This is a genomic window from Trinickia sp. (assembly GCF_036503415.1).
In the GTDB taxonomy this organism is placed as follows: Bacteria; Pseudomonadota; Gammaproteobacteria; order Burkholderiales; family Burkholderiaceae; genus Trinickia.
Genome location: NZ_DASXWY010000110.1, coordinates 1 through 24111 on the forward strand (window position 1 = coordinate 1; position 24111 = coordinate 24111).

At 63.4% G+C, this 24111-nt stretch carries 21 protein-coding genes and 1 pseudogene; 9 read left to right on the forward strand and 13 right to left on the reverse strand.

Features of this window, described 5'->3' with window-relative positions; all coding sequences use genetic code 11:
* Positions 1–303, forward strand: a pseudogene (locus VGL01_RS14810) (type II toxin-antitoxin system HipA family toxin); the annotation flags it as partial.
* Between the two features lie 12 nt (positions 304–315).
* Here the strand turns inward: VGL01_RS14810 and VGL01_RS14815 are convergent.
* Together VGL01_RS14815 and VGL01_RS14820 are read right to left on the reverse strand one after the other, a co-directional pair.
* Complete coding sequence (locus tag VGL01_RS14815; RefSeq protein ID WP_331570561.1) at positions 316–1338, reverse strand: DUF2891 domain-containing protein; 1023 nt, start codon at positions 1336–1338, stop codon at positions 316–318.
* An 87-nt stretch (positions 1339–1425) separates the two neighbouring features.
* Positions 1426–2208: a TetR/AcrR family transcriptional regulator gene (locus VGL01_RS14820; RefSeq protein ID WP_331570563.1), complete on the reverse strand. Its 783-nt coding sequence runs from the start codon at positions 2206–2208 to the stop codon at positions 1426–1428.
* A gap of 357 nt (positions 2209–2565) precedes the next feature.
* On the opposite strand from VGL01_RS14820, the gene VGL01_RS14825 reads away from it, so the two are divergent.
* Genes VGL01_RS14825 through VGL01_RS14840 form a run of 4 tightly spaced genes read left to right on the forward strand, consistent with a single transcriptional unit; the run spans position 2566 to position 8298 of the window.
* On the forward strand, positions 2566–3747 hold the full coding sequence (locus VGL01_RS14825; RefSeq protein ID WP_331570565.1) for an isovaleryl-CoA dehydrogenase: 1182 nt from the start codon (positions 2566–2568) through the stop codon (positions 3745–3747).
* A gap of 40 nt (positions 3748–3787) precedes the next feature.
* Positions 3788–5395, forward strand: a complete 1608-nt coding sequence (locus VGL01_RS14830) for a carboxyl transferase domain-containing protein (RefSeq protein ID WP_331570567.1) — start codon at positions 3788–3790, stop codon at positions 5393–5395.
* 51 nt (positions 5396–5446) lie between these two features.
* A complete protein-coding gene (locus tag VGL01_RS14835; RefSeq protein ID WP_331570569.1) occupies positions 5447–6232 on the forward strand; it encodes an enoyl-CoA hydratase/isomerase family protein in 786 nt (261 codons plus the stop codon).
* 56 nt (positions 6233–6288) lie between these two features.
* The gene (locus VGL01_RS14840; RefSeq protein WP_331570571.1) at positions 6289–8298 is read left to right on the forward strand and encodes an acetyl/propionyl/methylcrotonyl-CoA carboxylase subunit alpha; all 2010 of its coding nucleotides are present in this window, start codon (positions 6289–6291) and stop codon (positions 8296–8298) included.
* 102 nt (positions 8299–8400) lie between these two features.
* Here the strand turns inward: VGL01_RS14840 and VGL01_RS14845 are convergent, their stop codons facing one another.
* The 8 genes from VGL01_RS14845 to VGL01_RS26145 form a co-directional block, all read right to left on the reverse strand.
* Positions 8401–8943 carry a glycoside hydrolase family 19 protein gene (locus tag VGL01_RS14845; protein WP_331570573.1) on the reverse strand — a complete coding sequence of 181 codons (543 nt, stop codon included), beginning with the start codon at positions 8941–8943 and terminating at the stop codon, positions 8401–8403.
* Positions 8930–9742, reverse strand: a complete 813-nt coding sequence (locus tag VGL01_RS14850) for a DUF4239 domain-containing protein (protein WP_331570575.1) — start codon at positions 9740–9742, stop codon at positions 8930–8932. Before VGL01_RS14850 ends, VGL01_RS14845 begins: the two co-directional genes overlap by 14 nt.
* Before the next feature lie 3 nt (positions 9743–9745).
* A complete protein-coding gene (locus VGL01_RS14855) occupies positions 9746–10855 on the reverse strand; it encodes a hypothetical protein (protein WP_331570577.1) in 1110 nt (369 codons plus the stop codon).
* Positions 10856–10908: 53 nt separating this feature from the next.
* A complete protein-coding gene (locus VGL01_RS14860) occupies positions 10909–11589 on the reverse strand; it encodes a hypothetical protein (protein WP_331570579.1) in 681 nt (226 codons plus the stop codon).
* A 90-nt stretch (positions 11590–11679) separates the two neighbouring features.
* Positions 11680–13377 (reverse strand): S8 family serine peptidase, encoded by a 1698-nt coding sequence (locus VGL01_RS14865; protein ID WP_331570581.1) that lies wholly within the window; start codon positions 13375–13377, stop codon positions 11680–11682.
* A 147-nt stretch (positions 13378–13524) separates the two neighbouring features.
* Positions 13525–14487 (reverse strand): hypothetical protein, encoded by a 963-nt coding sequence (locus VGL01_RS14870; protein ID WP_331570583.1) that lies wholly within the window; start codon positions 14485–14487, stop codon positions 13525–13527.
* A 196-nt stretch (positions 14488–14683) separates the two neighbouring features.
* Positions 14684–14911, reverse strand: a complete 228-nt coding sequence (locus VGL01_RS14875) for a response regulator transcription factor (protein ID WP_331570585.1) — start codon at positions 14909–14911, stop codon at positions 14684–14686.
* Positions 14908–15387: a response regulator transcription factor gene (locus tag VGL01_RS26145; protein ID WP_414720265.1), complete on the reverse strand. Its 480-nt coding sequence runs from the start codon at positions 15385–15387 to the stop codon at positions 14908–14910. The genes VGL01_RS14875 and VGL01_RS26145 overlap by 4 nt, the downstream gene beginning before the upstream one ends.
* A gap of 141 nt (positions 15388–15528) precedes the next feature.
* Here VGL01_RS26145 and VGL01_RS14880 point away from each other — a divergent pair, with 141 nt between their 5' ends.
* Complete coding sequence (locus tag VGL01_RS14880; protein WP_331570587.1) at positions 15529–16503, forward strand: cysteine synthase A; 975 nt, start codon at positions 15529–15531, stop codon at positions 16501–16503.
* A 9-nt stretch (positions 16504–16512) separates the two neighbouring features.
* Here the strand turns inward: VGL01_RS14880 and VGL01_RS14885 are convergent, their stop codons facing one another.
* From VGL01_RS14885 to VGL01_RS14895, 3 genes are all read right to left on the reverse strand, one after another.
* Positions 16513–18402 (reverse strand): methyl-accepting chemotaxis protein, encoded by a 1890-nt coding sequence (locus tag VGL01_RS14885; RefSeq protein ID WP_331570589.1) that lies wholly within the window; start codon positions 18400–18402, stop codon positions 16513–16515.
* 160 nt (positions 18403–18562) lie between these two features.
* Positions 18563–19708, reverse strand: a complete 1146-nt coding sequence (locus tag VGL01_RS14890) for a porin (protein WP_331570591.1) — start codon at positions 19706–19708, stop codon at positions 18563–18565.
* Positions 19709–19900: 192 nt separating this feature from the next.
* Positions 19901–20689 carry a CDP-diacylglycerol diphosphatase gene (locus tag VGL01_RS14895; RefSeq protein ID WP_331570593.1) on the reverse strand — a complete coding sequence of 263 codons (789 nt, stop codon included), beginning with the start codon at positions 20687–20689 and terminating at the stop codon, positions 19901–19903.
* Between the two features lie 256 nt (positions 20690–20945).
* Between VGL01_RS14895 and VGL01_RS14900 the strand changes: the two genes are divergently transcribed.
* Genes VGL01_RS14900 through VGL01_RS14910 form a run of 3 tightly spaced genes read left to right on the forward strand, consistent with a single transcriptional unit; the run spans position 20946 to position 24009 of the window.
* Positions 20946–22115: a quaternary amine ABC transporter ATP-binding protein gene (locus VGL01_RS14900; RefSeq protein ID WP_414720266.1), complete on the forward strand. Its 1170-nt coding sequence runs from the start codon at positions 20946–20948 to the stop codon at positions 22113–22115.
* Positions 22108–23010: a choline ABC transporter permease subunit gene (gene choW, locus VGL01_RS14905; RefSeq protein WP_331570595.1), complete on the forward strand. Its 903-nt coding sequence runs from the start codon at positions 22108–22110 to the stop codon at positions 23008–23010. The genes VGL01_RS14900 and choW overlap by 8 nt, the downstream gene beginning before the upstream one ends.
* A gap of 12 nt (positions 23011–23022) precedes the next feature.
* On the forward strand, positions 23023–24009 hold the full coding sequence (locus VGL01_RS14910) for a GlxA family transcriptional regulator (protein ID WP_331570597.1): 987 nt from the start codon (positions 23023–23025) through the stop codon (positions 24007–24009).
* Positions 24010–24111 lie beyond the last annotated feature (102 nt).

A 24111-nucleotide genomic window follows, 5' to 3' on the forward strand; every position in this document is an offset into this window, starting at 1 on the left:
GGCATCCACTATCAGCAACTGAAGGTCGGCCGTTTTGACTACGAGCCCTCGATGCGCAACGTGCTATCGGATTGCGGCCGGTTTATGCTCACGGAAGCCGAGGCGCGCAGCGAGATCGGCGAGATGATGGTCGTGCTCGAAAGATGGCAGGAGCATTTTGCAGCGGCAGGTGTGCGCGAAGACGATATCGAAGCCTGTGCACGGTACGTTCGCGTCGGCGAGATGGCAAACGAATTCGAGAAACTCTGCGAGAAGCCGGCTCGTCGTTCGCGACGATCTGCTTCGCCGCCACCGGGTGCTTGACGCAGGCAACGATCAACTGCCGTCAGGGAGCGCTAGCGCCAGCACCGCAAACGTTCCCAGCCAATGCTCACCCATATAATCGCCCGCCACATGGGTAAGCGCAGCCTGCAAATGCCTCTCGGCAGCATCCTCGAGCAGCGGCCGGCGTGCATCGTCTGGTGGCAGCGCTTGCGCAATCGAGCGCTGGCACCATGCTCTACTCAAATTCAGACCATCCAGATGCGCGATCTTGCCATCGCTGCGATCCGTCACCGTCGCGGGCGTGAACAGCGTGGCCGGTTTCCCCTGCGCGAGGCCCGGCAAGAACCGGTCGAACCAGTTCAAAAACTCAGGTGGAGGCAGGGCACGCCGCATCAATTCCGCCTCCATCAGCGACGGAGAAAGAAATTCATCGCCGCTCGGCTCCCACGCTTGGCAAGCCGCATCGTTCAAATACCAGCGTTTCGCCGTATCGACGATCAACTCAGCGAAGCTTGCGCGCTCGGCGATACGTGCAAAGTCGAGCGCAAGAGCAAGCGCAAATGCCGTATTGAAATGCGTGCCTACGCGCAGCGGATAGGTGGCCTTCGGTAAAAACGCTTCGAAGCGCGCGACAAAGGTATCAGTCAGTGGCGCAATCGTACGCGACCAACGCGCGGCGTCGGTCCCGGGCATCGAATGAAGCTGAGCGGCGAGCGCGAGCAGCCAGGCCCAACCGTATGGGCGTTCGAAACTTCCGTTGTGAGGGAGCCTCAAATAAGCCAACTCCCCGGCAACGTTAGCATCGGTGAAGTGCGCATCCACGACGGCCTTGACGGCTGGCGCTTCGGGCATGTCGGGATAATGCGTCACCAAACGCAGCAGCATCCAATAACCGTGCACGCACGAATGCCAATCGTAGCTGCCATAGAAGATCGGGTGCAGTTCGCGCGGCGAGCGCACGTCTTCGGGACCCGCCAGAGCATGCGTCAGCTTATTGGGGTACTCGCGCGTCAAATGGGCGAGAGCAAGCTTGGCGAGTTTCGAGGCCAGGGCGGGGGTGAGAACGGAGATCATCGGCTTGTCGAGCCAAAGCGAACGATGGGCCAACGATACGCGCGCGGCCGATAACCGGCAAGCGTACGCCGAGCGGCGGCGCATCCCTCACGTTTCGGCCGTTGCCTTCTTGCTCGTACGTTTGCCGTTGGCGACCGGCTTCGACATCCGTTCTGCCGTGCGCGTCGCATGGTCGAAACGACGCATCGCGTCGTCGACGTCTTCCTTTAGCCGGGTCAGCGCGGCCACGTCCGGGTGCGGCGGCTGCAGCGCGGTCCATAAGACATCGACGAGCTGTTCGGCCGTTGCATCGATATCCGCGCCACGATGCGCAAGCGTCGCATCCCACAACACATGCTCCATCGGGCCGAATACGAGCGAGCGCATGAGCCGAAGCGGCATGTCGGTGCGAATATGTCCCGCTTGCTGCCCCTGCGCGAGAACGCGCATCAGCGGCGCCGTGTAGCGCCGCTGCAGGACGGTCAATTCGTCGCCGAGCGCATGGTACTTCGTGCGCCCCTCCGAAAGCACCAGCGAGCAAAGGCCGGTGCCGTGCACGAGCATGAGCCGCACGTGCATGCGCACGATAAAGGCGAACTGCTGACGCGTGCTGCCGTCGCGCGGAAGCCCCGTTTCAATGGCCGCGATGATTTCATCGTACCAATCCGAAATGACCCGCACGCACAACTCTCGTTTGCCGCGAAAGTAACTGAAGACCGTCGCCTCGGAAACGCCGACGCGCTGAGCGATTTCAGCCGTCGTCGCGCGCTCGTACCCCTTTTCGGAGAACACCTCGCGGCCCGCCTGAAGGATGTCCTTCACACGTTGCTGTGATTTGCGACCGGCCGGCTGACGCCGCGCACCGCCCGCTTCGGGCTTCGAATCGTCCATGTTTGAGTCAGGTTCAAGTCTGCCTCCGTTCGGAGGCTCGGTGATCGCGATGGTAGCACCGAGCGGCGTGCTCCATATAGCGTCTTCCAAAAGTGAGTGATACTCAGAAAAACCTATTGACGCTTACGTAAATGTGGCGTGAAATGCGCGTTGATCGAGCGCGCGATCCGCGCCTCTGCCCGACCACGGTGGCGTACGACGCCGCCCCGACTGGAGAAACTGAATGAACGACCCCCACGCTCTCTTTGGTTCGCTGTCGACCGGAGTTGGCGCTTCAGCGCTTACTCCGGTCCCATGCAAAGCAGTGCCCCCCGAGGGGGCGGATGCTTCCCTTGGGGCGGCCCAGCGGGAGGCATCATGAGCAACGTGCCTGGATTGCAGTTCGCGCTCGGCGAGGAAATCGACATGCTGCGCGATACGCTGGCCAACTTCGCCGCGAAGGAGATCGCCCCGCGTGCGGCCGAGGTCGATCGCACCGATCAATTTCCAATGGACCTCTGGCGCAAGTTCGGCGAACTCGGCGTGCTCGGCATGACGGTCTCCGAGGAATACGGCGGCGCGAACATGGGCTACGTGGCGCATATGGTCGCGATGGAAGAGATCTCGCGCGCCTCTGCGTCGGTGGGACTCTCGTATGGCGCTCATTCGAATCTGTGCGTCAATCAGATTCACCGCAACGGCACCGAAGCGCAAAAGCACAAGTACCTGCCGAAGCTCGTCTCCGGCGAGCACGTCGGCGCGTTGGCGATGAGTGAGCCCAACGCCGGGTCGGACGTCGTCAGCATGAAGCTGCGCGCGGACAAGCGCGGTGACCGTTATGTGCTGAACGGCACGAAGATGTGGATCACGAACGGTCCCGATTGCGACACGCTCGTCGTCTATGCCAAGACCGATATCGAAGCCGGTGCTCGCGGCATCACTGCGTTCATCGTCGAAAAAGGGATGAAGGGCTTCTCGGTGGCGCAAAAGCTCGACAAGCTCGGCATGCGCGGCTCGCATACGGGCGAGCTCGTCTTCGTGGATGTCGAGGTCCCCGAAGAAAACATCCTCGGCCGTCTGAACGGCGGCGTGAACGTGCTGATGAGCGGCCTCGATTACGAACGCGCCGTGCTGGCCGGTGGCCCGACGGGCATCATGCTTGCCTGTATGGATGCCGTCGTTCCGTATATTCACGATCGCAAGCAATTCGGTCAGGCGATCGGCGAATTCCAACTGATCCAGGGCAAGGTCGCGGACATGTACACGACGCTGCAAGCCTGCCGTGCGTATCTGTATGCCGTGGGCCGTCAGCTCGATACGCTCGGCAAGGAACACGTACGTCAAGTTCGCAAGGATTGCGCGGGCGTCATTCTCTATACCGCGGAGAAAGCGACATGGATGGCCGGCGAGGCGATCCAGATCCTCGGCGGCAACGGCTATATCAACGAATATCCGGTCGGCCGGCTTTGGCGCGACGCAAAGCTTTATGAAATCGGCGCGGGCACGAGCGAGGTGCGCCGCATGTTGATCGGCCGCGAGCTTTTTGCCGAAACCGCCTGACGCATCCCGACATCCGCGCCGCGAACGGAGTATTCCCCTCATGCCGATCATCGAAAGCAAGCTGAATCCGCGCTCCGACGAATTCCGCGCCAACGCCGCTGCGCTCGAAGCGGTCGTTGCCGATTTGCAGCAGAAAGTGGCGCATCTCGCATTGGGCGGCGGGGCCGCGGCGCGCGACAAGCACGTCTCGCGCGGCAAGCTGCTGCCGCGCGATCGCATCGCGCAACTGCTCGACCCCGGTACGCCGTTTCTCGAGTTTTCGCAGCTCGCGGCCTTCGGCATGTATCACGATGCGGCACCCGGAGCCGGCATCATTACCGGCATCGGCCGCATCGCACAGCAGGAATGCGTGATCGTCTGCAACGATGCAACGGTCAAAGGCGGCACTTACTACCCGGTGACGGTCAAAAAGCATGTCCGCGCGCAGGAGATCGCCGCCGAAAACCGCTTGCCGTGTGTCTACCTCGTCGACTCGGGCGGCGCCAATTTGCCGAATCAGGACGAGGTATTCCCCGATCGGGATCATTTCGGGCGCATTTTCTACAATCAGGCCAATCTGTCGGCAGCGGGTATCGCACAGATCGCGGTGGTGATGGGCTCGTGCACCGCGGGTGGCGCGTATGTGCCCGCAATGAGCGACGAATCGATCATCGTCAAGAATCAAGGCACGATCTTCCTCGGCGGGCCGCCGCTCGTGAAGGCGGCCACGGGCGAGGAAGTCAGTGCGGAAGATCTGGGCGGCGGCGATGTCCATACGCGTCTGTCGGGTGTCGTCGATCACCTCGCGCAGAACGATGCGCATGCGCTCGCGCTCGCGCGGAGCATCGTCGGCAAGCTCAACCGCGTGAAAGTACCGCCCGTCGCACTGCGCGAACCGAAGCCGCCGCGCTACGACGCAAAGAGCATCTACGGCGTCATTCCGGTCGATACGCGTAAGCCGTTCGACATTCGCGAGATCATCGCGCGCGTCGTCGACGATTCCGAATTCGACGAGTTCAAGGCGCGCTACGGCACGACGCTCGTCACGGGCTTCGCCCATATCTGGGGGCATCCGGTCGGCATCGTGGCGAACAACGGCATTCTGTTCTCGGAGTCCGCGCTCAAGGGCACGCATTTCATCGAGCTTTGCTGTCAGCGCAAAATTCCGCTCGTGTTCCTGCAGAACATCACGGGCTTCATGGTCGGGCGCAAGTACGAGAACGAAGGAATTGCGCGCAACGGTGCCAAGATGGTCACGGCGGTTGCGACGGCCAACGTGCCGAAGTTCACGGTCATCATCGGCGGCTCGTTCGGCGCGGGCAACTACGGCATGTGCGGGCGAGCCTACTCGCCGCGCTTTCTCTGGATGTGGCCCAACGCCCGCATCTCCGTCATGGGCGGCGAGCAGGCCGCGTCGGTGCTGGCGACGGTCAAGCGCGACGGTATCGAAGCGAAGGGCGGCAGGTGGAGCGCCGACGAGGAGGAAGCGTTCAAGAAGCCGATTCGCGACCAGTACGAACACCAGGGCCACCCCTATTACGCGAGCGCGCGTCTTTGGGACGACGGTGTGATCGATCCGGCTCAAACGCGCGACGTGCTGGGTCTCGGCTTATCCGCGGCGATGAATGCGCCGATCGGCGACACGCGCTTCGGCGTATTCCGGATGTGATCCGCAATCGGAAAGAAGCGACCTTCGAAACGAACGGACGAGGAGCCCTCGATGCAATACAGCACGCTTGAGCTAGCGATTTCCGGGCACGTCGCGACGGTGACGCTCAATCGCCCGGAGGTGCGCAACGCATTCAACGAGACGATGATCGCCGAGCTGACCGACGTCGTTTCGCGTCTACAGACGCGCGACGATGTGCGCGCAGTAGTGCTCGCGGCCAACGGTCCGGCGTTTTGCGCGGGCGCCGATCTGAACTGGATGAAAAAGATGGCGTCGTTCTCCGACGAGGAGAACCGCGCCGACGCGCGGCGGCTCGCCGACATGCTGGCAGCCGTCTATCGCTCGGCGAAGCCGGTCATCGCGCGCGTGTCCGGCGATGCGTATGCGGGCGGTGTGGGGCTCGTCGCTGCGTGCGACATCGTCGTCGCGGTCGAGACGGCACGGTTTTGCCTGTCCGAAGCGCGCTTGGGATTGATTGCCGCAACTATTTCACCGTACGTTATCCGGGCGCTCGGCGAGCGTGCCTGCCGCCGCTATTTCACGACGGCGGAGCCGTTCGAGTGCGCGGTTGCCTGCCGGTTCGGGCTCGTTCATGAAGCCGTGCCGGCCGATGCGCTCGACGCCACAGTGCAAAAGCTCGCCGCCGCGCTCTGCGCGAACGGTCCGCAGGCCGTACGCGAATCCAAACGGCTCGTGCAGGATGTCGCGGGTCGCGCACTCGACGAAGCGCTCATCGACGATACGGCCGCGCGCATTGCCGCCATTCGGGCCAGCGACGAAGGCCGCGAAGGGGTGGCCGCGTTCCTCGACAAGCGGGCGCCGGCCTGGCGCGATTGATCCACGATCCGGCGAGACACGGCAGCGCGACGCGCACTCCCATTGCGAGACCTCACATGTTCAACAAGATCCTGATTGCGAACCGCGGCGAGATTGCCTGCCGTGTCGCGGCGACTTGCCGCCGGCTCGGCGTGGCGAGCGTGGCCGTATATTCGGACGCCGATGCCGGTGCGAAGCATGTCGCCGCATGCGACGAAGCGGTGCATATCGGTGCCTCGCCCGCGGCCGAAAGCTATCTGCGCATCGAGCGCATCATCGATGCGGCGCTGAAGACGGGCGCGCAGGCCATTCATCCCGGCTATGGATTTCTTTCGGAAAACGAAGCATTCGCCGAAGCCTGCGAAGCGGCCGGAATCGTCTTCATCGGGCCGCCGGTGTCGGCTATCGCGGCCATGGGATCGAAGGCGGCGGCCAAAGCGCTGATGCAAGCGGCGGCGGTTCCGCTCGTGCCCGGCTATCACGGCGACGATCAGGACCCCGAACGATTGCACCGCGAGGCCGATGCGATCGGCTATCCCGTCCTGCTGAAGGCGAGCGCGGGCGGTGGCGGCAAGGGCATGCGCGTGGTGGACAAACACGAGGATTTCGCGGCCGCGCTCGCATCATGCAAGCGCGAGGCGGCGAGCAGCTTCGGCAACGATCGCATTCTCATCGAGAAATACCTGCTCCGGCCTCGGCACGTGGAGGTGCAGGTATTCGCCGATCGCCATGGCGGTGCGGTCTACCTGTTCGATCGCGATTGTTCGGTGCAGCGGCGTCACCAAAAAGTGCTCGAGGAAGCGCCCGCACCGGGGCTCGAGGCGGACGTTCGGCGAGCGATGGGCGAAGCTGCCGTCGCGGCGGCGCGAGCGGTGTCCTACGTGGGCGCCGGCACCGTCGAGTTCATCATGACCGGCACGGCGTTCTACTTCATGGAGATGAATACGCGCCTGCAGGTCGAGCATCCCGTTACCGAAATGGTGACGGGGCTCGATCTGGTCGAGTGGCAGTTGCGCGTAGCGGCCGGAGAGCCGCTGCCATTGCGGCAGGACCAGTTGAAGGTCGATGGCCATGCGATCGAAGCGCGCGTCTATGCCGAGAATCCGGCGCGCGGCTTTTTGCCTTCGACGGGCACGCTCAAGTATCTGCGCATGCCCGCAAGCGTCGAGTTCACGATCGGCGAGCCGCGGCGCGCGGCGGTGCGTATCGATAGCGGCGTGCGCGAAGGCGATACGATCACGCCGTTTTACGACCCGATGATCGCGAAAGTGATCGTACACGGCGCGGACCGGGACGAGGCGCTTGCCCGTATGGACCGCGCATTGCAAGCCTGCGAAGCGGTGGGCCCGCAAACGAATATCGAATTTCTGCGGCGCATCGTGACGTGCCCGCCGTTCGCCTCGGCCGAACTCGATACGGGCCTCATCGAGCGTCATCACGATGCGCTGTTCGCTCGCACCGAGAAACCGTTCAAGGAAGCGCTCGCGCTTGCCTGCGCAGCGCTGCTGACGCGCGAAGGCGGCACCGCGCATGGCGCCTCTCCGTGGGATGCGCTATCGCATTGGCGTTTGAACGGCAGCTATCGCCAGACGATCGAGTGGCGCGCGATCGAGGACGACGCGCCATGCAGGGTCGTCTATACCCGCGACGATTCCGTTCGCGCCCTCGAGCACGAGCAATGGACGGAGCCGTTCGACTGGTGGCGCGAGGCGCAGCCTCATGGCTACGGCGTACGCCTTGGCGACGTTCGAACGACGGGCCGGGTTTTTATCGATGGCGATACGTTCCATGTGTTTTGCTCCGGTACATCGCTCGCTTTCGAGTGGACGAACCTGCTCGCGCATGCGGCCGATGCCGAGCATGGAGAGGGGCGCTTGACTGCCCCGATGCCGGGCAAAGTGATCGCGGTGCTCGTCGAGGCAGGCGCCGTTGTGGAAAAGGGCACGCCGCTGATCGTCATGGAGGCCATGAAGATGGAACATACGATCGGCGCGCCCGCCGCCGGAAAAATCTCCGAGGTGCTGTACGGCGTCGGCGATCAGGTGGCCGACGGGGCGCAGCTGCTCGTCATGGAGACGGGCGGGTGACGGCGGCTGGAGCCTGGGCAAGTATTGCGTGTAGTGGCGCGCCGGCGCACGGGGGGTGCTCGTTAAAGTGATCGATCCCGCGTCGATGCGCGACGCGCATGCTCAGATACCGAACGCGGCTTTCGCGATCTCCCACCGGCGTTGCCGGTCGACGAGTCCGTTGACGCCGCCGTTGATCCGCTTGGTCAGCGCGATGAAATCGCCGCTATCCGCGAAGGCGCTGCAACCATGCCGATACCACCACCATGCGGAAGCGCGGGCCGCGGCGAGCGCTTGCTCGAGCTGCTCGGGCTGCGTCTCGAGGTCGATGCCGAGCGCGTGACCGCAGGCCGCGTAGTTCGCTCGCCCCGTGATCTGAAGCAGTCCACGACCGCGGAACCTCCGTCCATCGCCGGGTCGCACATTGCCGAGTTCGGCTGCTTTTGGCGAGGGCGGCTCGTAAGCGAGCTGAGCCGTCGTCGGCCCCCACAGCTCGCGGGTGAGCGTGAAGCCGAGTGTTTCGTGGCCTGCCTGGGCGATGAAGGCGGCCATGCGCGCCGGCGTCGAGATATCGAACTCGTCGAACGCGGCACGGATGGGCGCGTACCATTGCTCGACGAGCGCGTCCGATAGCCGTGCAGCAGCCAGGAAGTCATCGCGTGTCATGATCGACTCCGATCGTTAGTTGCGCGCGAGCATTCAGCGCTTGCACCAGATGCGCGAGCGGCTCCGGCCCCACGCTGACCCGGCCCGCGAAGGGCCGGTCGACGGCCAGCACGAAAAAGAATGCGAGCCCGAGCGTTAGCGCCCACGCGGCGATCAACGCGACGTTGAACATCGTGCCGGGCAGCGTATAGAGGAGCAGGAACGAGACGGCGCTCGCAATCAGCATGACGGTCCACAGCGTCGCCGGCATGGCGACATTGAGCGTCAGCAGGCGCTGATCGCGCAGTTTGGCCAGTTCGTTGACGCGCTTGAGCACCTCGGCCAGCAGCGCGCGCTGCCGCTCGTTGCGCGGCTGAATCTGGTTGACCTTGTCGAAGAGTGCGTCGAAACGCGCTTCCGACTTGGGATCGCCGGCTGCTTCTTGCTGCATCTTCGGCCATTCGAAGCGCACGACGCCATCGAGATAGGCATGGAGTGCATCGACCGCCTGCCCCGCCAGCGGCTCGCCGAATGCAGCGAGGTCGCGCGCGAGTTCGCCGGCCGTCGTGGCTTCGAGGTCGACGTTGTGGGCTGCGTCCGAGTACGCCCCCCATACATTGATGGCGGCGAACGCAATCAGCAGCGAGTTGATCGTGGTGATGACGGAGACCATCGCAATCGTCATCGATTGCTCTTCGGGTGCGGGACGCACGCGCACGACGCGGCGAAAGAAGGCATAGCCGCCCAGCGCGACGATCAGCGTGAGCGTGACGACGAAGAGTCCCATGATCGATGACGGCCAGTTATAGAGGAAGAGCATGGCTTACTCCTTCCGACTGGGCTCGGCCGCGGCGCTTGCGGCGGGCTTCGGTGCATCGGGATGCAGGACGTTGCGCGTGAAGCTGGCCAGCCGCTGCTTGACCGCGTCCACCGGCATGCCGCCCTCGATCGATTGTTGAAGTTCGAGCAATTCCGCGGCAAGCTCGCCTTTCCATTGGACGCGCTCGGTCGCCGCCTGTGCGCGTCGCGTCTCGAAGGCCGCCTCCGCGGCCGGCCGCGGGTCGCCGCGCACGAGCGTCTCGAGCGTTTCGACGAGCCGATGCAGCAGCCGATGCACGGCGGTCGCGGAGAATCCGCCCAGCATGGCGAGTGCAGGCTTGCCGAAGCTGCGCATGCTGCCGCTGTCGTAGAGATGAGAAGGCAGTATCTCTACGAGAATCAGCCCGGCGATGACGCCGAGTATCAGGCGTGCGCCGTACGAAGCGTCGTATTGAGGGTCGTACGTCGCATTCGCGACAAATCGATGCGCCTGAAAGAGCGTGGCGAACGACGCGCCGAGGCCGGCGCACGACAGCAGAAAGATCGCGTTCAACAACAGCGGTATGCCTGACGAATCGAGGAATCCCCGGTCGATGTTCGCGGCCGAGACCTCGGGCGGCAGCGACATGGCGATCACCGCGAACAGGAATGACAGCGCGCAGACCGTCAGCGTGCGAATCAGCGGCACGGGCCCCAGCCAGGAGAAGCGTTGGCGCCGACGCTCGTTATCGAGCAGTGCGACGGCTTGCGGCGTGGCCGGTGAGATCGCGATTGCGAGGCGCCGGTGAATCGTGGCGAGCGCGTGGCATAGCGGAGTCTGCGCGGACGAAGCCGCTCCGTTGCCGATGCCTTCGGCACCGTTCGTCGAAGCGCTCACCGACTCGGGATCGATGGCGAGAAGCGGCGACAGTTGCGCCACGAGCTCCGGGGCGATTGCCATGCCGTGCCGGAGTGCATAGCGAGCCATCGCGTCGCACTCCGTTTGCAATTGCGCGATCAGCGCGTGCCTCGGCACGGCCGGCGCAATCGCCGCGCCGGCTGGCGCGCCTCGAATGCCTTGGTCGAAACCGATCTTGGGCGAGGGATATTGCACACCGATTCGGACAGCACACATGATGAGGTCTCCTGTTGCGTGGGGACGTTGCGGGCGTCTTCTATTGGGCGCTGCTAGAGAATGACCTCTTCGCCGCAGTTTCCGCCGGGTGTGGGCACGAGCAGGCTGCCCCTGTCGCGGTAAACGAACATGTCGGACCAGTCGCGCAACGTGTAGCGCACTTCGGCGAGGCGCCCGTCCGGCGCGCAGTAGAACTGAATGGCTTTATCGGCGCCGAAGAAGAAGTCATGCAGTTGCGCATCTTTCAGCTCGTCGAGCTGCACCCGTTTGCCGGCATGCTGCTCGAGGTACTGTCCGAGGTTCGTACGGCCGACGGCACGCGCCATGGCCGCGATTTCCGTGAAGTAACCTGCCGGCGTATATCCGCTGCAACTGCCATAGCGGTTCCAGCGCTGTTGCAACGAATTGCCGCTCGTCGACGACACATAGCGTTCGAGGCCGGCGGGCAGGCTGTCGTCGGCGAGCGCGGTCGCATCGCAATCGACGCGATCCGTACGCAGCGCGATTGCTTTCAGCATCGGGGGCGGGGCACCCGCATCCGTATCGGCGCCACGGGCCGGGACACTCTGCGCCGCCTGGGCGATGCAGGTGGTCGTTCCGTTGTTCTCGTCGCACGATCCTGCTTTCCACGAAAGTGCGAGCGTCCAGCCTTGCGCGTGGGCGCCGACCGAAACGAGGCCGATCGCCGCGAGCAATGCGGCCCGCCTGATTCTCCAGTGCGATAGCGTCGACATGTCGATGTTCTCCTGTCGTTTTGATACCGGTGCGCGGCGCCGCCGCGATATTCGCGGCGTGCGCTTGGGCATCGAGCGTGTGTGGCGTCCTTACCGGTAGACCTGCGGCAGCAGCCGGCGAATGTTTTGCAATCTCGGCAGACCCGCGCCGAAGCGGTTCGATGGATCGTTCGCCGAAACGGGTGTGCAGATCATCCGGATCAATTGAAAGAGCGCGGCGACGCGTTGCGGCCCCCTCGGACCGAGATAGCCGGCAAGATGCGGATCGCTCAGCAGCAGTGCCGCGAGACCGGTGATGTGGGGCGCTGCCATCGAGGTGCCGGACTCGGGATTGAAGGCCGCACCCGGCACGGTCGACACGATTCCGACGCCCGGGCCGCACACGCCGATCTGCGGCCCATGACACGAGAACGTCGGCGAGAAGAGCCCGTCGGCCGTCAGCGTTTGCGCGACGACTTGCGTCTGTTCCCAGGCGCTCGGCGGCAATTCCCGGTGCAGCCCCAATGCCGAGACCGCGAGTACGTAGGGCGAGGCCGCGGGATATTGCACGGGGCCGCCGGAGTTGCCTGCAGCGACGACACAAGCGACGCCGCTTTGCACCGCTTCGATGAGCTTTTGTTCGACCGCAAGCGAAGGCTGCGGCGCGCCGAGACTCATGTTGACGACATCGATATCGTGATTGATGCAGTAGTCGAGCGCTTCGATGAGCGTGCTGTATTGGCCGCTCGGAAAGACCTTCAGCACATGGATCTCGGCATCGGGGGCGAAGCCGCGCATGGCGATACTCTCGGTTTTCGCCTGCTCGCCCATGCGTGCGGCGATCACACCGGCGCAATGCGAGCCATGGCCGATCACATCGGTCTTCCATGTGGCCGGGTCCTGCTCGTTGGTCATGTCGGCGCCGCGCAGGATATGGCCGAGCAACGGATGCGAGGTGTCCGCGCCGGAATCGATGATGGCCACGCGCACGCCGGCTCCGCTTGCCGTGCTCGGCGATTCGTCGAGTCCCATGAGCCGCTGTCCCCAGCCGAGCGGTGCGAACGGGGGCACGTTGCGGTTCGGCAGCCATAAAGGGGTGAGCTTCACGATATTGACCTGGTCGCTCGTGAGCGACGGTCCGACGAGATAGCTGTTCCAGTACGTATGCGCGGGACGAACCGAGAGCGACTGCACCGGCCCGTTGCTCATTTGCACGAGCGTCAGCGTGACTTCCCCGCCTGCGTTCGTCGTGCCTTTGGCCGGAAATCCGTCGGCGGCGACCTCGACGACGGCGTTGGCAACAGGTGCGTCGTCCGTGCCCAGCACGCGAATGGTCACCTGTCTGAGCGTGGCCGACGAGAACGCCGATTGCGGGTTCAGTTGCGCGCCGGCGTCGGCGTCGGGCTTGCGGCCGTAGCCGAGCGAATGGTCCTCTTCGACGATCATCTCGGGCGGTGCGGTTGCCTGCAGGATCTGCGCGTGGGCCGGATCGACCTTGACCACGTAGGTGTCGGTTGCTTCGTCGGGGCGCGCCGACATCATGCGCGCGTTCTTGTGGCCGGCCAGGACCCGAACGACTTCGACACCGGGCAGGCGATCTATCGCATTGCTCATGTCGCCAGCCGACATCGGCGTGACGGCCGCTTGCCTCGCCAGCACGCCGCGCCGTGGCGCAATCAGGTACTGGCGCTTGCCGCCGGCTACCGGGACCGCATTTCCTGCCGCGGCGGCAGGCGAGGTCTTCGGCGTCGAATCGGCGTCGCCTTCGGCCGCGGGTTTCGGCGCGACCGGCTTTTTGTCCTTGTCCATCGCAGTCTCCTTCGCGTCGCCGTGAGAACGACGCATCGATCGACGGACGAACGCGGCGGCAAAGCCGGTAAAGTTCGTCCGTCCGTCATGAGGGGCGTGCTGCCGCGCATGTGGCCGGCGCGACAGCAAGTGGCTTCCCGTCGCGTGTCAGTGCATGGTTCCGAGAGGGGACACGTGCATCGGCACGGCCATCGGCACCGACATCGGCTGTGCCGCGAACGGCAGCATCGATGCAAGGCCTCCGGCGATGTTGCCGATCAACCCTTGCGGCATGAGCGGGGCCGATTGAGGCTGTGCCGAAAAGGGCAGAAAGCGTGCGAAGTGTCCCGCGAGATCGCCGATCTGCTGGCCGAGCGCCGCGTTGCCCAATGCGTTGCCCAATGCGCTGCCGACCGTCGGAGCCACCGCGCTTGCGATGTTGCCGAAGGCACCCTGTGGCATGAGGGTGGCTTGCTGGGGCTGCACCGAAAACGGCAGGAACTGCGCGAGATGCCCGGCAACGCCACCGATCTGCTGACCGAGTGCGCCGTTGCCGAGCGCGCTGCCCAGTGCGTTGCCGACCGTCGGGGCCAGCGCGCCCGCGATGTTGCCGAAGACGCCCTGCGGCGCGAACGCCTGTTGAGGCTGCACAGAAAACGGCAGGAACTGCGCGAAATGCCCGGCGACGTTACCGATTTGCTGACCGAGTGCGCCATTGCCGAGTGCGCTGCCCAACGCGTTGCCGACCGTCGGGGCCAGCGCACCCGCGATGTTCCCGAAAACGCCTTGCGGTGCGAAGGCCGTCTGAGGTGCGAAGGCCGTTTGCGGTGCGAAGGCAGTTTGCGGCTCCACGGCGAACGGCAGAAAGCTGGCGATATGTCCTGCGACATTACCGATGGCCCTGCCTGCGCCGGGATCGCCCAAAAGACCGCCCACGGCTTGACCTACGGTCGGCGCGAGCGCGCCGACGATGCCGCTGAAAATGCCTTGCGGCGCATAGGCCATGGGCGCGACTGCTTGCGGTGCCACGGATTGCGGCGCAACGGCCTGCGGCATCGCCGCGAGATGATGAAGGTGCACGTACGGCATATGCGGCACTACGCCGGCAAAAGCAGGATGTACGTAAGTCATTTCGGAATCCTCGATAGAGAGCGGAATGGTCCGGCGCGTAAGTCGAATGGAGTGTGTGCGCCGGTCACGTGCCGACCGGGGATGAAACAACCCCGATGCCGTTGGCACCTATTGGGCGAATCATCTGAACAATCGACGAACCGATTGTGCGAGTGCGGCTTCGCCGGCTCCATACGGCAAATGCGGTAGATGGCAATCAAGCCGATTCCGGCGGCTGCAAAAGGTCGTCGAGCCATCCGGCCGCCGCCGCCATGAAAATCAATGCACAGACGTTGGGGGCGCCGGTTTTTCGCAGCAGATTGGCTCGATGCTTGCGCGCGGTCATGTCGCTGATCGAAAGTGCTCGTGCCGCCTGTTTGTCGCTGAGGCCGACTGCGAGAAGCCTTAATATTTCTCGTTCGCGAGGCGTGCAAACGACGGTCACTCGCAAGTCATCGTTTTTTTGAGGGCGTCCGGATTGAGTCGGAAGTAATGCGTAGCGAGTTGAGACGACTTCGTGAAGTGGAATTTGCCCAGCAGGTTTTCACGATGTTTACGCGCAGTCGCGATCGAAATCGAAAGCTGATTGGCAACTTCGCGATCGGTAAGGCCTTTCGCGATCAATTCGAAGACGGTGTTTTCCCGAGTGCTGATGTTCAAAATGACCCCCGACGATGGGTTGAACGAGCATCCCTTTCGTCGTGAAGGCCGCGGTGGTACAGGCTGACGTTTTCGACCGACTATTCGCCGATCCCCCGTATGCGCATATTTCCGGCAAAAGAGAATGCTGCAAAGGCAAATCTTCTGTAACCGAATAAGCTGAAAACGTTTTAAATCGAACCGGGCTCGAAATGGCCGAACTCGTTTCAATGGCGACGCGAAGTCCTGGCGGTAGGGCGGTCTCCGATTTATTCGTTTCAATCTTTGATGCGTCGAATATAGCCTAATTGAAACTTATCGGGTGTTTTGCCGGGGCGATTTGTATTGAGACATACCGATCTGTTTATATTGAACCGGCTTATACTGAGACCGTTCCGTACGTGAACGGCAAAGGGAGGGATCATGCCCGCGCTCGATGGATTTACCGGCGCAATCGGCAATACGCCACTGCTGCGCCTTGGCAAGCTCAGTGCCGAGACCGGATGCGAGATTCTCGGCAAAGCGGAATTCATGAATCCGGGCGGTTCGGTCAAAGACCGGGCGGCCCGCTACATCATCGAGGATGCCGAGCGGCGGGGGGCGCTGCGGCCCGGCGGCACCGTGATCGAGGGTACCGCGGGCAACACCGGCATCGGCCTCGCGCATATCTGTGCGGCGCGCGGTTATCGATGCGTCATCGTGATTCCCGACACGCAATCGCAGGAAAAGATGGATCTCTTGCGGGTTCTGGGCGCCGAGGTGCGGCCCGTGCCGGCCGCGCCTTACAAGGATGCCAATAACTACCAGAAAATCGCGGGCCGCCTGGCGCAGGAAACGGAGAACGCCATCTGGGCAAACCAGTTCGACAATCTCGTCAATCGCCAGGCGCACTATGAAACGACGGGCCCGGAGATCTGGCGCGATACGGCCGGCCGGGTCGACGCGTTCGTCTGCGCGACCGGCACGGGCGGCACACTGGCAGGCGTGGCGCGCTGTCTGAAGGAGCGCAAACCGGGGGTGAAGACGGTATTGGCCGACCCTCACGGCAGCGGGCTTTACAGCTTCGTCAAAAGCGGCGAGCTCAAAAGCGAAGGGAACTCGATCACCGAGGGTATCGGTTCGAGCCGCGTGACAGCGAACCTCGAAGGCACGCCGATCGACGATGCCGTTCGTATCGACGATCAGACCTGCGTCACGATGGTCTATCGGCTGCTTCGCGAGGAAGGCCTCTTCGTCGGTGGATCGACAGGAATCAATGTGGCTGCCGCCGTGCAGGTCGCCCGCGAAATGGGGCCGGGCCATACGATCGTGACACTGCTTTGCGATCGCGGCAGCCTCTATTTCGCGCGCCTGTTCAATAGCGAATGGTTGCGGCAGCGCGGGTTGCGGGCCAGCTGATGGCTCCCCTCAGTCGAGCTTGAAAAAGCCGACGGTGGTGTGCAGTTCGCGGCCTTGCTCGCTCAGCGACGCCGAGGCGGCCGCGATCTGCTCGACCAGCGCGGCGTTTTGTTGCGTCGATTGATCCATGAGCGAGACGGCCTGGTTCACCTCGTCGATCGAACGACTCTGTTCGCGGGCCGATGCTGAAATCTCGGTCGTGATCGTCGCCACATTCGCTATGGCGTCGGTCAGCTCCGAGATCGTCCGGCCGGCGACGTTGACCTGCTCGGCACCCGTTCTCACGTGGTCCACCGACGATTCCAGCAGGTCCTTGATTTCCTTCGCCGCGCTCGTCGATCGCTGTGCGAGGTTGCGCACTTCCGATGCGACGACGGCAAATCCGCGGCCGCTTTCGCCCGCACGCGCGGATTCGACCGCCGCGTTCAACGCCAGGATGTTGGTCTGGAAAGCGATGCTTTCGATCATGGCGACGATGCCGACGATACGCCCCGATTGCTCGACGGCGACGTCCATCGTCCGCGCGGCGCTCGACACGGCTTCATTGCCGCGGCGGGCGGTCTGGACCGCGCCCGTTGCGACTTCGTTGACGTTTTTCGCCTGCTCGGCCGTACCGCGCACCGTGTTCGCGAGTTCTTCCATCGTTGCGGCGGTCTGTTGAATCGAGGCGGCCTGTTGTTCGGTGCGCGCCGAGAGGTCGCCGTTGCCGGCGGACACTTCGTTGGCGGCGAGCTCGAAGTGGCGGCTGCTTGCCATCACCTTGACGAGCACGCCATGCAGTTTCTCGACGAAAGCGTTGAACTGGGTCGCGAGGTGTCCCACCTCGTCCTTGCTGACGAGCGGCAGGCGACGCGTCATGTCGCCATCGCCCGATGCAATCTCGTACATCGAGCCCGCCAGCGTGCGCAAAGGCGACGTCATCCGGCGTCCGAGGGCAATCGTTACGGCGAGCGCTCCCGCGAGCACCAGCAGACCGACGCCGATCAGCATCGCGGTGAGCCGATTGGCGGCCGCCATCATTTCGGCGCTTGGAACCAGCGCGAAATACCTCCATCCGTTTCGAGGCGAGGTATAGACGTACACGCGATACGACGTGCCGTTCATTTCGATCGTCGCGAGACCATCGCTCGCGGCGGCGAGTTGGCGGTACCCTTCGCCGAGCGCTTTCATATCCTTGAACTCGTGCGATTTGTCACGTGGGTCGACGAGGATTTTGCCGTTGTTGTCGACGACGATCAGGTAGCCTGTCTTGCCGAAACGGATGGCGTTCGTGAGCTTGGCGAAGCCGTCGAGCGTAATGTCGCCCTCGAGCGCGCCGATGACTTCCCCTTGCGGATTCTTCACGACGCGCGCGAACGAAATGATTGCGCCGCCCGAGGCCGCCGCATTCAGATAGGGAGCCGGTCTGACGACGCGATCGGGTGCGGTCATCGCAAGCTGATACCAGGGTCTCACGCGTGGGTCGTAGTGTGCCCCGTTGAAGCTTTCGACCGGCCACTGTACATAGCCGCCCCATTTCGTCCCGATATCGAGGTAGCGCATATTCGGGTGGCTGTCGCCGAAGGCCTTCAGCAACGCGTAGATCGATCGTTCGACGGGGCCGTTCGACTCCGGCGTCATCGTATCGCTGTGCGTCATGTAATCGACGATGGTGTTATCGGCGGACTGCAATTGAACCGTATTCACCAGGTACGTCAGGTTCTGCTCGACTTCGCGGAAAAGCCCGTCCAGCGATTCATCGGCTTGCTTGATTCGCGCACTGCTCGATTGCTCGAAAGCATCGATAGCCTGATGACGAACGTTCAGCGCGCCTACCGTGGTCAATAACGCGACGGTGGCCGCCAACGCGAAGCCGGAGGCCACGCTGATCTTGAACGCGATCGAATGTGTGAACTTCACCTTGTCCCCTTGTGATGTTTGAATGATTCGATCTCATCCCATCCGATGCGATCGAGACCGTACATGGCCGTCTATCCAGGATGTCGGCACTTCGGTCGAATAATTAAGCGGGACGGATAGCGGGAGGGAGAGGCGGCGCGGCGCCTCCCCGCGATGGAGTTCAGAACGAGTGCCGCATGCCGATTCGGACGTCGGCTTGCGTCGTCGTCGTGGAGGGTGTGAAGCTGTAGCCGATCACGGCATCCACGCCGCTCGACGCTTTCAGCCAATCGCCCGAGATGTAGACATCGGTCCGCTTCGAGAGCAGGTAGTGCAGGCCTGCCGACACCTGATTCCAGTGGTGGCCTTCGAACGACGTGTATTGATAACCGCCCACGGCACTGAATGCGGGGGTGACCTGCCAGCTGGCACCGCCTTCGCCCACGTGCATGTGGGATTTGGTACCGAGTCCCTTGATCTGCGTGTAGCTGTAGTTGCCCATCAGGGTGACGGTGCCGATCAGGTAGCTCGCGCCGATGCCGAACGTGGCCTGTTTGTCCACCGGGAAAGCACTGCTCGAAAACAGGTCCGTGATCGCGCCGGTTGCCGGATCGACGCTGACGGTCGGCCGTCCCAGGAACGTGTGGGTGCCGATCATCGCGTAAGGATCGAACGCATAGATGCCGTGCGGATTGTTGAGCTGCGTATAGGCGGTGCCGATCGTGAAGGGGCCGTTCGCATAGTGCGCGCCGACGCTCCATGCACTGTCCTGATGAAAGTTGCCGGCCACATTGCCGAACGAATACATGCCGCCGAACTTGAAGCCGCTGAATTCGTTCGACAGGAATTTGATCGAGTTCGGCAAACGGTCGATATTGAAACGATCGAAGTCGCCCTGGTGGATCGCATAGCCGCTCGCCCATGCCGAGACGTTGTACAGCCCGACCATTTCGCCCGTCATGTCGAGCTGATTGCCGAGCGAAACGGTGCCCCAGCTGTTCTGCAGTCCTACATAAGCCTGGCGCCCGAATTCGGCGCCGCCGAATCCCAACTGGCCGTTGCCGACATGAAAGCCGCTTTCGAGTACGAAAACGGCCGAAAGCCCGCCGCCAAGATCTTCCTGGCCTTTGATGCCCCAGCGATTACCATAGGAGATGCCGTCATCGAACTTGACGACATGAGAGCCGCCCGTATTGTTGACCCAGGTGATGCCGGCATCGATGATGCCGTAGAGCGTGACGCTGCTTTGCGCATAGCTTGCAGCGGGCATGCATGCGATCGCGAGCGCGGCGCCCGTGAACGCCGCTGCATTCAGTCGTTTTTTCATCGCTTCTGTCTCTGGAGGTTGGGAAGATGCGGCAGCAAGTCGTCGCGAGTCGGGCAAGTAGTGCAAAGGCGACGATTACCGCAACTTACAAGTCCATATTCCAGGCCATGTGAATAAAGGCGACATGAAATGGTCTCATTGCGACCTGGCGTGGGCGATATTCACGCGAGCGCGAGGGGCGTCTGCGCGGCGTTATATCGGGCCCGCCGCCTCGCAGCGATGGTCGAGCAGGACTTCGGCGGAGCCTGTTCCGCCGTCGACATCGGTGGCGCTGTTCACGATCAGCCACCCGTCGCGCTGTGCCCACGGGCCGGCTCCAGTGACGAGGATCGTTTGCATCGCCATCGCGCCCGGTCGGTCGCGCGCAACGATGTCGAAGGGATCCACGCTGAGTGTGGGCCCGTCGATGTGCATCACTCGATAACGCGCGCCATCGATCGTGTCCCATGTCCAGCGCTGCGCGACGTCGTATCGATGCTTGGCGAGCGCGGCGCTCGCCGAGGCGCTCATGCAGTCGATGTGGATGTGCAACTGGTCTTGCGAACGGCGATACGCGGAGTTGATCTCGAGTCCGAGTTGATCGTCGGCGAGCGCATGCCGATGTGCTTTTACGAGCGAAGCCTGCACGTAACTGCGCGCCTGCCATGCGTCGGCCCAGTAGTTGGGGGCGTCCGGCGCCGACACTGCGGGGCTCTCGATGCCTGAAACGCGCTCGGTTGGGATCAGCAGGTGTTGGGCAATGCCGCTGCGATCCTTGAGGATGGCGAAATGCCGATCGAGGTCGACGGCGGCGCACAGACCGGTGCGGCCGCTCGAACGCGCGGCGGCGGTGCAATCGAAGTGAACGATCTGCCATAGCGCGTTCGGATCCGTCGCGGCGAGCGTCGCGCAGCCGGCTGCCAGTACCGATGCGCAAAGCAGGGCGGCGAGGCGCGGCTCGAGCCTCATGCGCCCGATACGGATACGGCTCCCGTGAGACATCGCACGACCCGCGGGGGCACGATGGCGCGGCTTGTCTGACATAGCTTGCGTAATGTCTTCCTGGAACACGAACTTGCCAAAAAACGGGGCCATTTTGGCATGAAACGACGCGGAACCGCGCCGAGATCGGCGGCTTGCCGGCCCGTGTCGCATTTTCGCAAGCGTGCGTCGGAATTCGTCGGCTCCCCGGGGATTTTTCTGGCAACTATGTATGCAGACTGTGCAGGCACGCGCCTGCCGCAAGGAGACGGAGAAAATGAGTTCACCGAAGGTGGTCGTCGAAGGGCTCTGCAAGGTGTTCGGCAGCAACCCCAAGCAAGCGATCGACATGCTGGCTCAGGGCGCGACGAAAGACGAGATCTTTGCGCGCACAGGGCAGGTCGTCGGCGTGCACGACGTGTCGTTCGAGGTTCCGGAGGGCGAGATCTTCGTCCTGATGGGGCTCTCGGGTTCCGGGAAATCCACGCTGATTCGCCTGATCAATCGGCTTGTCGAGCCGACGGCGGGCAAGGTGCTCGTCGACGGGCGCGACATCGCGGCTGTGAAGCGCTCGGAGTTGACGGCGCTGCGCCGGCGCGACATGAGCATGGTGTTTCAGTCGTTCGCGCTGATGCCGCAGCGCACGGTGCTCGCCAACGCGGCCTTCGGCCTCGAAGTCGCCGGCGAAAAGCGCAAGGTGCGCGAGGCGCGCGCGATGGCGGTGCTCGAACAGGTGGGCCTCGCGACGTTTGCACACAAGCTGCCTTCCGAGCTGTCGGGCGGGATGCAGCAACGGGTCGGGCTCGCACGCGCGCTGGCCGTCAATCCATCGCTGATGATCATGGACGAGGCGTTTTCGGCGCTCGATCCGCTCAAGCGCAAGGAGATGCAAAACGTCCTGCTGCAGCTGCAAAAGGACCAGCGGCGCACGATTCTGTTCGTTTCGCACGATCTCGAGGAAGCGCTCAGGATCGGCAATCGGATTGCGATCATGGAAGGTGGCCGGCTCGTGCAGCTCGGCACGCCGCAGGAAATCATCAGCAGTCCGGCGGATGAGTACGTGCGCGCGTTTTTCGATGGCGTCGATACGAGCCGCTACCTGACCGCGGGCGATCTCATGCAGACGGACGCCGTGCCGCTCGTGCGGCACCTCGATGCGGCGGGCGTCGCGGCATCGCTGAACGGCAGCGCCGACTACGCGTTCGTGCTCGACGGCGAGCGCAAGTTCCGTGGCTTCGTCACGCGCGATGCGCTCGGCAAGGCTTCCTCCGACGTCGGGCAGGTCGAATGCATCTCACGCGGGGCGACGCTCGAGCAGGTCGTCTCGCGGGTCGTCGCGCATGCGCGCGCGCTGCCTGTCGTGGACGACGACGGCTGCTACTGCGGCTCGGTCGATCGCGCCGTCGTTCTTCAAGCTCTCACGCGTATGCGAGGTTCCCATGTCTGAACTCATTCCGCTCGGAAGTTGGGTGGACCACTCGGTCCACTATCTGCTCGATCACGACAGCAACACATTCGATGCGATCGGCCGGGCGATCGAATCGCTGGCGGCGCTCGTCGAGCATGGGCTGCAGGCCATACCCATGTGGGCGCTGATGGCGATTTTCATCGGCGTCGGGCTGTGGCGCGTGGGCTGGCGCTTCGCGCTGTTCACGACGCTATCGCTGTTGCTCATCTATGCCACCGGGTTCTGGGATCAGACTGTGGTCACGCTCGGCCTGACGCTTTCATCGACGATCATCAGCCTCGTCATCGGGATTCCGCTCGGCATCTGGACCGCCAAGAGCAAGCATGTGGCGCTCGTCGTGCGGCCGATCCTCGACCTCATGCAGACGATGCCGGCGTTCGTCTACCTGATTCCCGCGGCCATGCTGTTCGGCCTCGGACGCGTCCCGGGGATTCTCTCGACGGTCATCTTCGCGATGCCGCCCGCCGTGCGCCTGACGAGCCTCGGTATCCGGCACGTCAATCGCGAGATCGTCGAGGCGGGGCAGGCGTTCGGCTGCACGCCGTGGCAACTGCTCTACAAGGTGCAGTTTCCGAATGCGTTGCCGTCGATCATGCAAGGCGTCAATCAGACGATCATGATGGCGCTCTCGATGGTGATCATCGCTTCGATGGTGGGCGCCGGCGGACTCGGCAACGATGTGCTGGCGAGCATTCAGCGGCTCGATATCGGGCTCGGGTTCGAAAGCGGTTTGTCGGTCGTGCTGCTCGCGATCGTCCTCGACCGCATCACAGAGAGCTTCGGACGCATGCCCGGCGTCGTGCAGACGCAGCGCTTCAAGGGGCTTCGCAACGTGATGCGCGTGCGCTCGGCGCAGCCGGCCGCTCAAAGCTGACGCGAGGCACATATGGCGTCGGCCGTCGTTGCTGCGGACGAAGCGGCGAAGACCAGGACCGAACATTTCGGCTTCCTGACTTTGCCGAACTTCTCGATGATTGCGTTCACGAGCGCCGTCGAGGTGCTCAGGATGACGAACTACGTCAGCCGCGCCGACCACTACCGGTGGTCGGTGATTTCGCCGGACGGTGTTCCGGTGCCCGCCAGCAACGGGGTCACCGTGACGCCGACCTGCACGCTGGAAACGGCGGGCGTGCCCGATGTACTCATTGTTTGCGGCGGCACGCAGATTCGCGAGGGGGTGGATCTGCGCGTGCGCAGCCTGCTTGCTTATCTCGCCTCGCGCGATGTGCCGCTCGGCGCGCTGTGCACCGGCGCTTACGCTCTGATGAGCGCGGGCCTGCTCGACGATTACCGGTGCACCGTGCACTGGGAGGATATGTCCGCCCTGCATCGCGAGTTCCCACGCGTGAAGTTCACCGACGAGCTGTTCGTCATCGATCGCGATCGCCTCACCTGCACCGGCGGTACGGCACCGCTCGATCTGATGCTCCATCTCGTGGGGCGGCGGCACGGGCAGAACCTGGCTGGGCAGGTGTCGGCGCAGTTCATCCTGGAGCGCATCCGCAGCGCTTCGGACCATCAGCCGATTCCGGTCGATGCGCGCATCGGTTTTTCGCGGGCGGAGCTCGTCGAAGTCGTGCGGCTCATGGAGGCGAACATCGAAGAGCCGCTTTCCCTCGATGAACTGGCAAGGCTCGTCAGGCTCTCGCAGCGCCATCTGCAGCGCATGTTCAAGCTCTATCTCGACGTTTCGCCGACTCACTACTACTTGTCGCTTCGCCTTCGCCGTGCTCGCGAGCTGCTGCGCACGACCGATGCATCGATCGCGCATGTCACGTCGATATGCGGTTTTCAGTCTCCGTGCCACTTCAGCAAGGCTTATCGCTCGCAGTTCGGGTATGCGCCGAGCCGCGAGCGCAGGCGCGAGCATTAACGAAGCAGGTTCGTTGTGAATCGATTGGCAGTCCGTACGATGCTTTGCCTTGCCCGGCGAAGTGTCGATCCTGTAATCAGCAAAAAACAAGGCAGGGAACTG

What these genes read in the sequence shown, in the direction of transcription:
- VGL01_RS14815 (WP_331570561.1), bottom strand. Translation starts at nt 1,338, where the DNA reads ATGATCTCCGTTCTCACCCCCGCCCTGGCCTCGAAACTCGCCAAGCTT.
- VGL01_RS14820 (WP_331570563.1), bottom strand. Translation starts at nt 2,208, where the DNA reads ATGGACGATTCGAAGCCCGAAGCGGGCGGTGCGCGGCGTCAGCCGGCC.
- VGL01_RS14825 (WP_331570565.1), top strand. Translation starts at nt 2,566, where the DNA reads ATGAGCAACGTGCCTGGATTGCAGTTCGCGCTCGGCGAGGAAATCGAC.
- VGL01_RS14830 (WP_331570567.1), top strand. Translation starts at nt 3,788, where the DNA reads ATGCCGATCATCGAAAGCAAGCTGAATCCGCGCTCCGACGAATTCCGC.
- VGL01_RS14835 (WP_331570569.1), top strand. Translation starts at nt 5,447, where the DNA reads ATGCAATACAGCACGCTTGAGCTAGCGATTTCCGGGCACGTCGCGACG.
- VGL01_RS14840 (WP_331570571.1), top strand. Translation starts at nt 6,289, where the DNA reads ATGTTCAACAAGATCCTGATTGCGAACCGCGGCGAGATTGCCTGCCGT.
- VGL01_RS14845 (WP_331570573.1), bottom strand. Translation starts at nt 8,943, where the DNA reads ATGACACGCGATGACTTCCTGGCTGCTGCACGGCTATCGGACGCGCTC.
- VGL01_RS14850 (WP_331570575.1), bottom strand. Translation starts at nt 9,742, where the DNA reads ATGCTCTTCCTCTATAACTGGCCGTCATCGATCATGGGACTCTTCGTC.
- VGL01_RS14855 (WP_331570577.1), bottom strand. Translation starts at nt 10,855, where the DNA reads ATGTGTGCTGTCCGAATCGGTGTGCAATATCCCTCGCCCAAGATCGGT.
- VGL01_RS14860 (WP_331570579.1), bottom strand. Translation starts at nt 11,589, where the DNA reads ATGTCGACGCTATCGCACTGGAGAATCAGGCGGGCCGCATTGCTCGCG.
- VGL01_RS14865 (WP_331570581.1), bottom strand. Translation starts at nt 13,377, where the DNA reads ATGGACAAGGACAAAAAGCCGGTCGCGCCGAAACCCGCGGCCGAAGGC.
- VGL01_RS14870 (WP_331570583.1), bottom strand. Translation starts at nt 14,487, where the DNA reads ATGACTTACGTACATCCTGCTTTTGCCGGCGTAGTGCCGCATATGCCG.
- VGL01_RS14880 (WP_331570587.1), top strand. Translation starts at nt 15,529, where the DNA reads ATGCCCGCGCTCGATGGATTTACCGGCGCAATCGGCAATACGCCACTG.
- VGL01_RS14890 (WP_331570591.1), bottom strand. Translation starts at nt 19,708, where the DNA reads ATGAAAAAACGACTGAATGCAGCGGCGTTCACGGGCGCCGCGCTCGCG.
- VGL01_RS14895 (WP_331570593.1), bottom strand. Translation starts at nt 20,689, where the DNA reads ATGTCTCACGGGAGCCGTATCCGTATCGGGCGCATGAGGCTCGAGCCG.
- VGL01_RS14900 (WP_414720266.1), top strand. Translation starts at nt 20,946, where the DNA reads ATGAGTTCACCGAAGGTGGTCGTCGAAGGGCTCTGCAAGGTGTTCGGC.
- choW (WP_331570595.1), top strand. Translation starts at nt 22,108, where the DNA reads ATGTCTGAACTCATTCCGCTCGGAAGTTGGGTGGACCACTCGGTCCAC.
- VGL01_RS14910 (WP_331570597.1), top strand. Translation starts at nt 23,023, where the DNA reads ATGGCGTCGGCCGTCGTTGCTGCGGACGAAGCGGCGAAGACCAGGACC.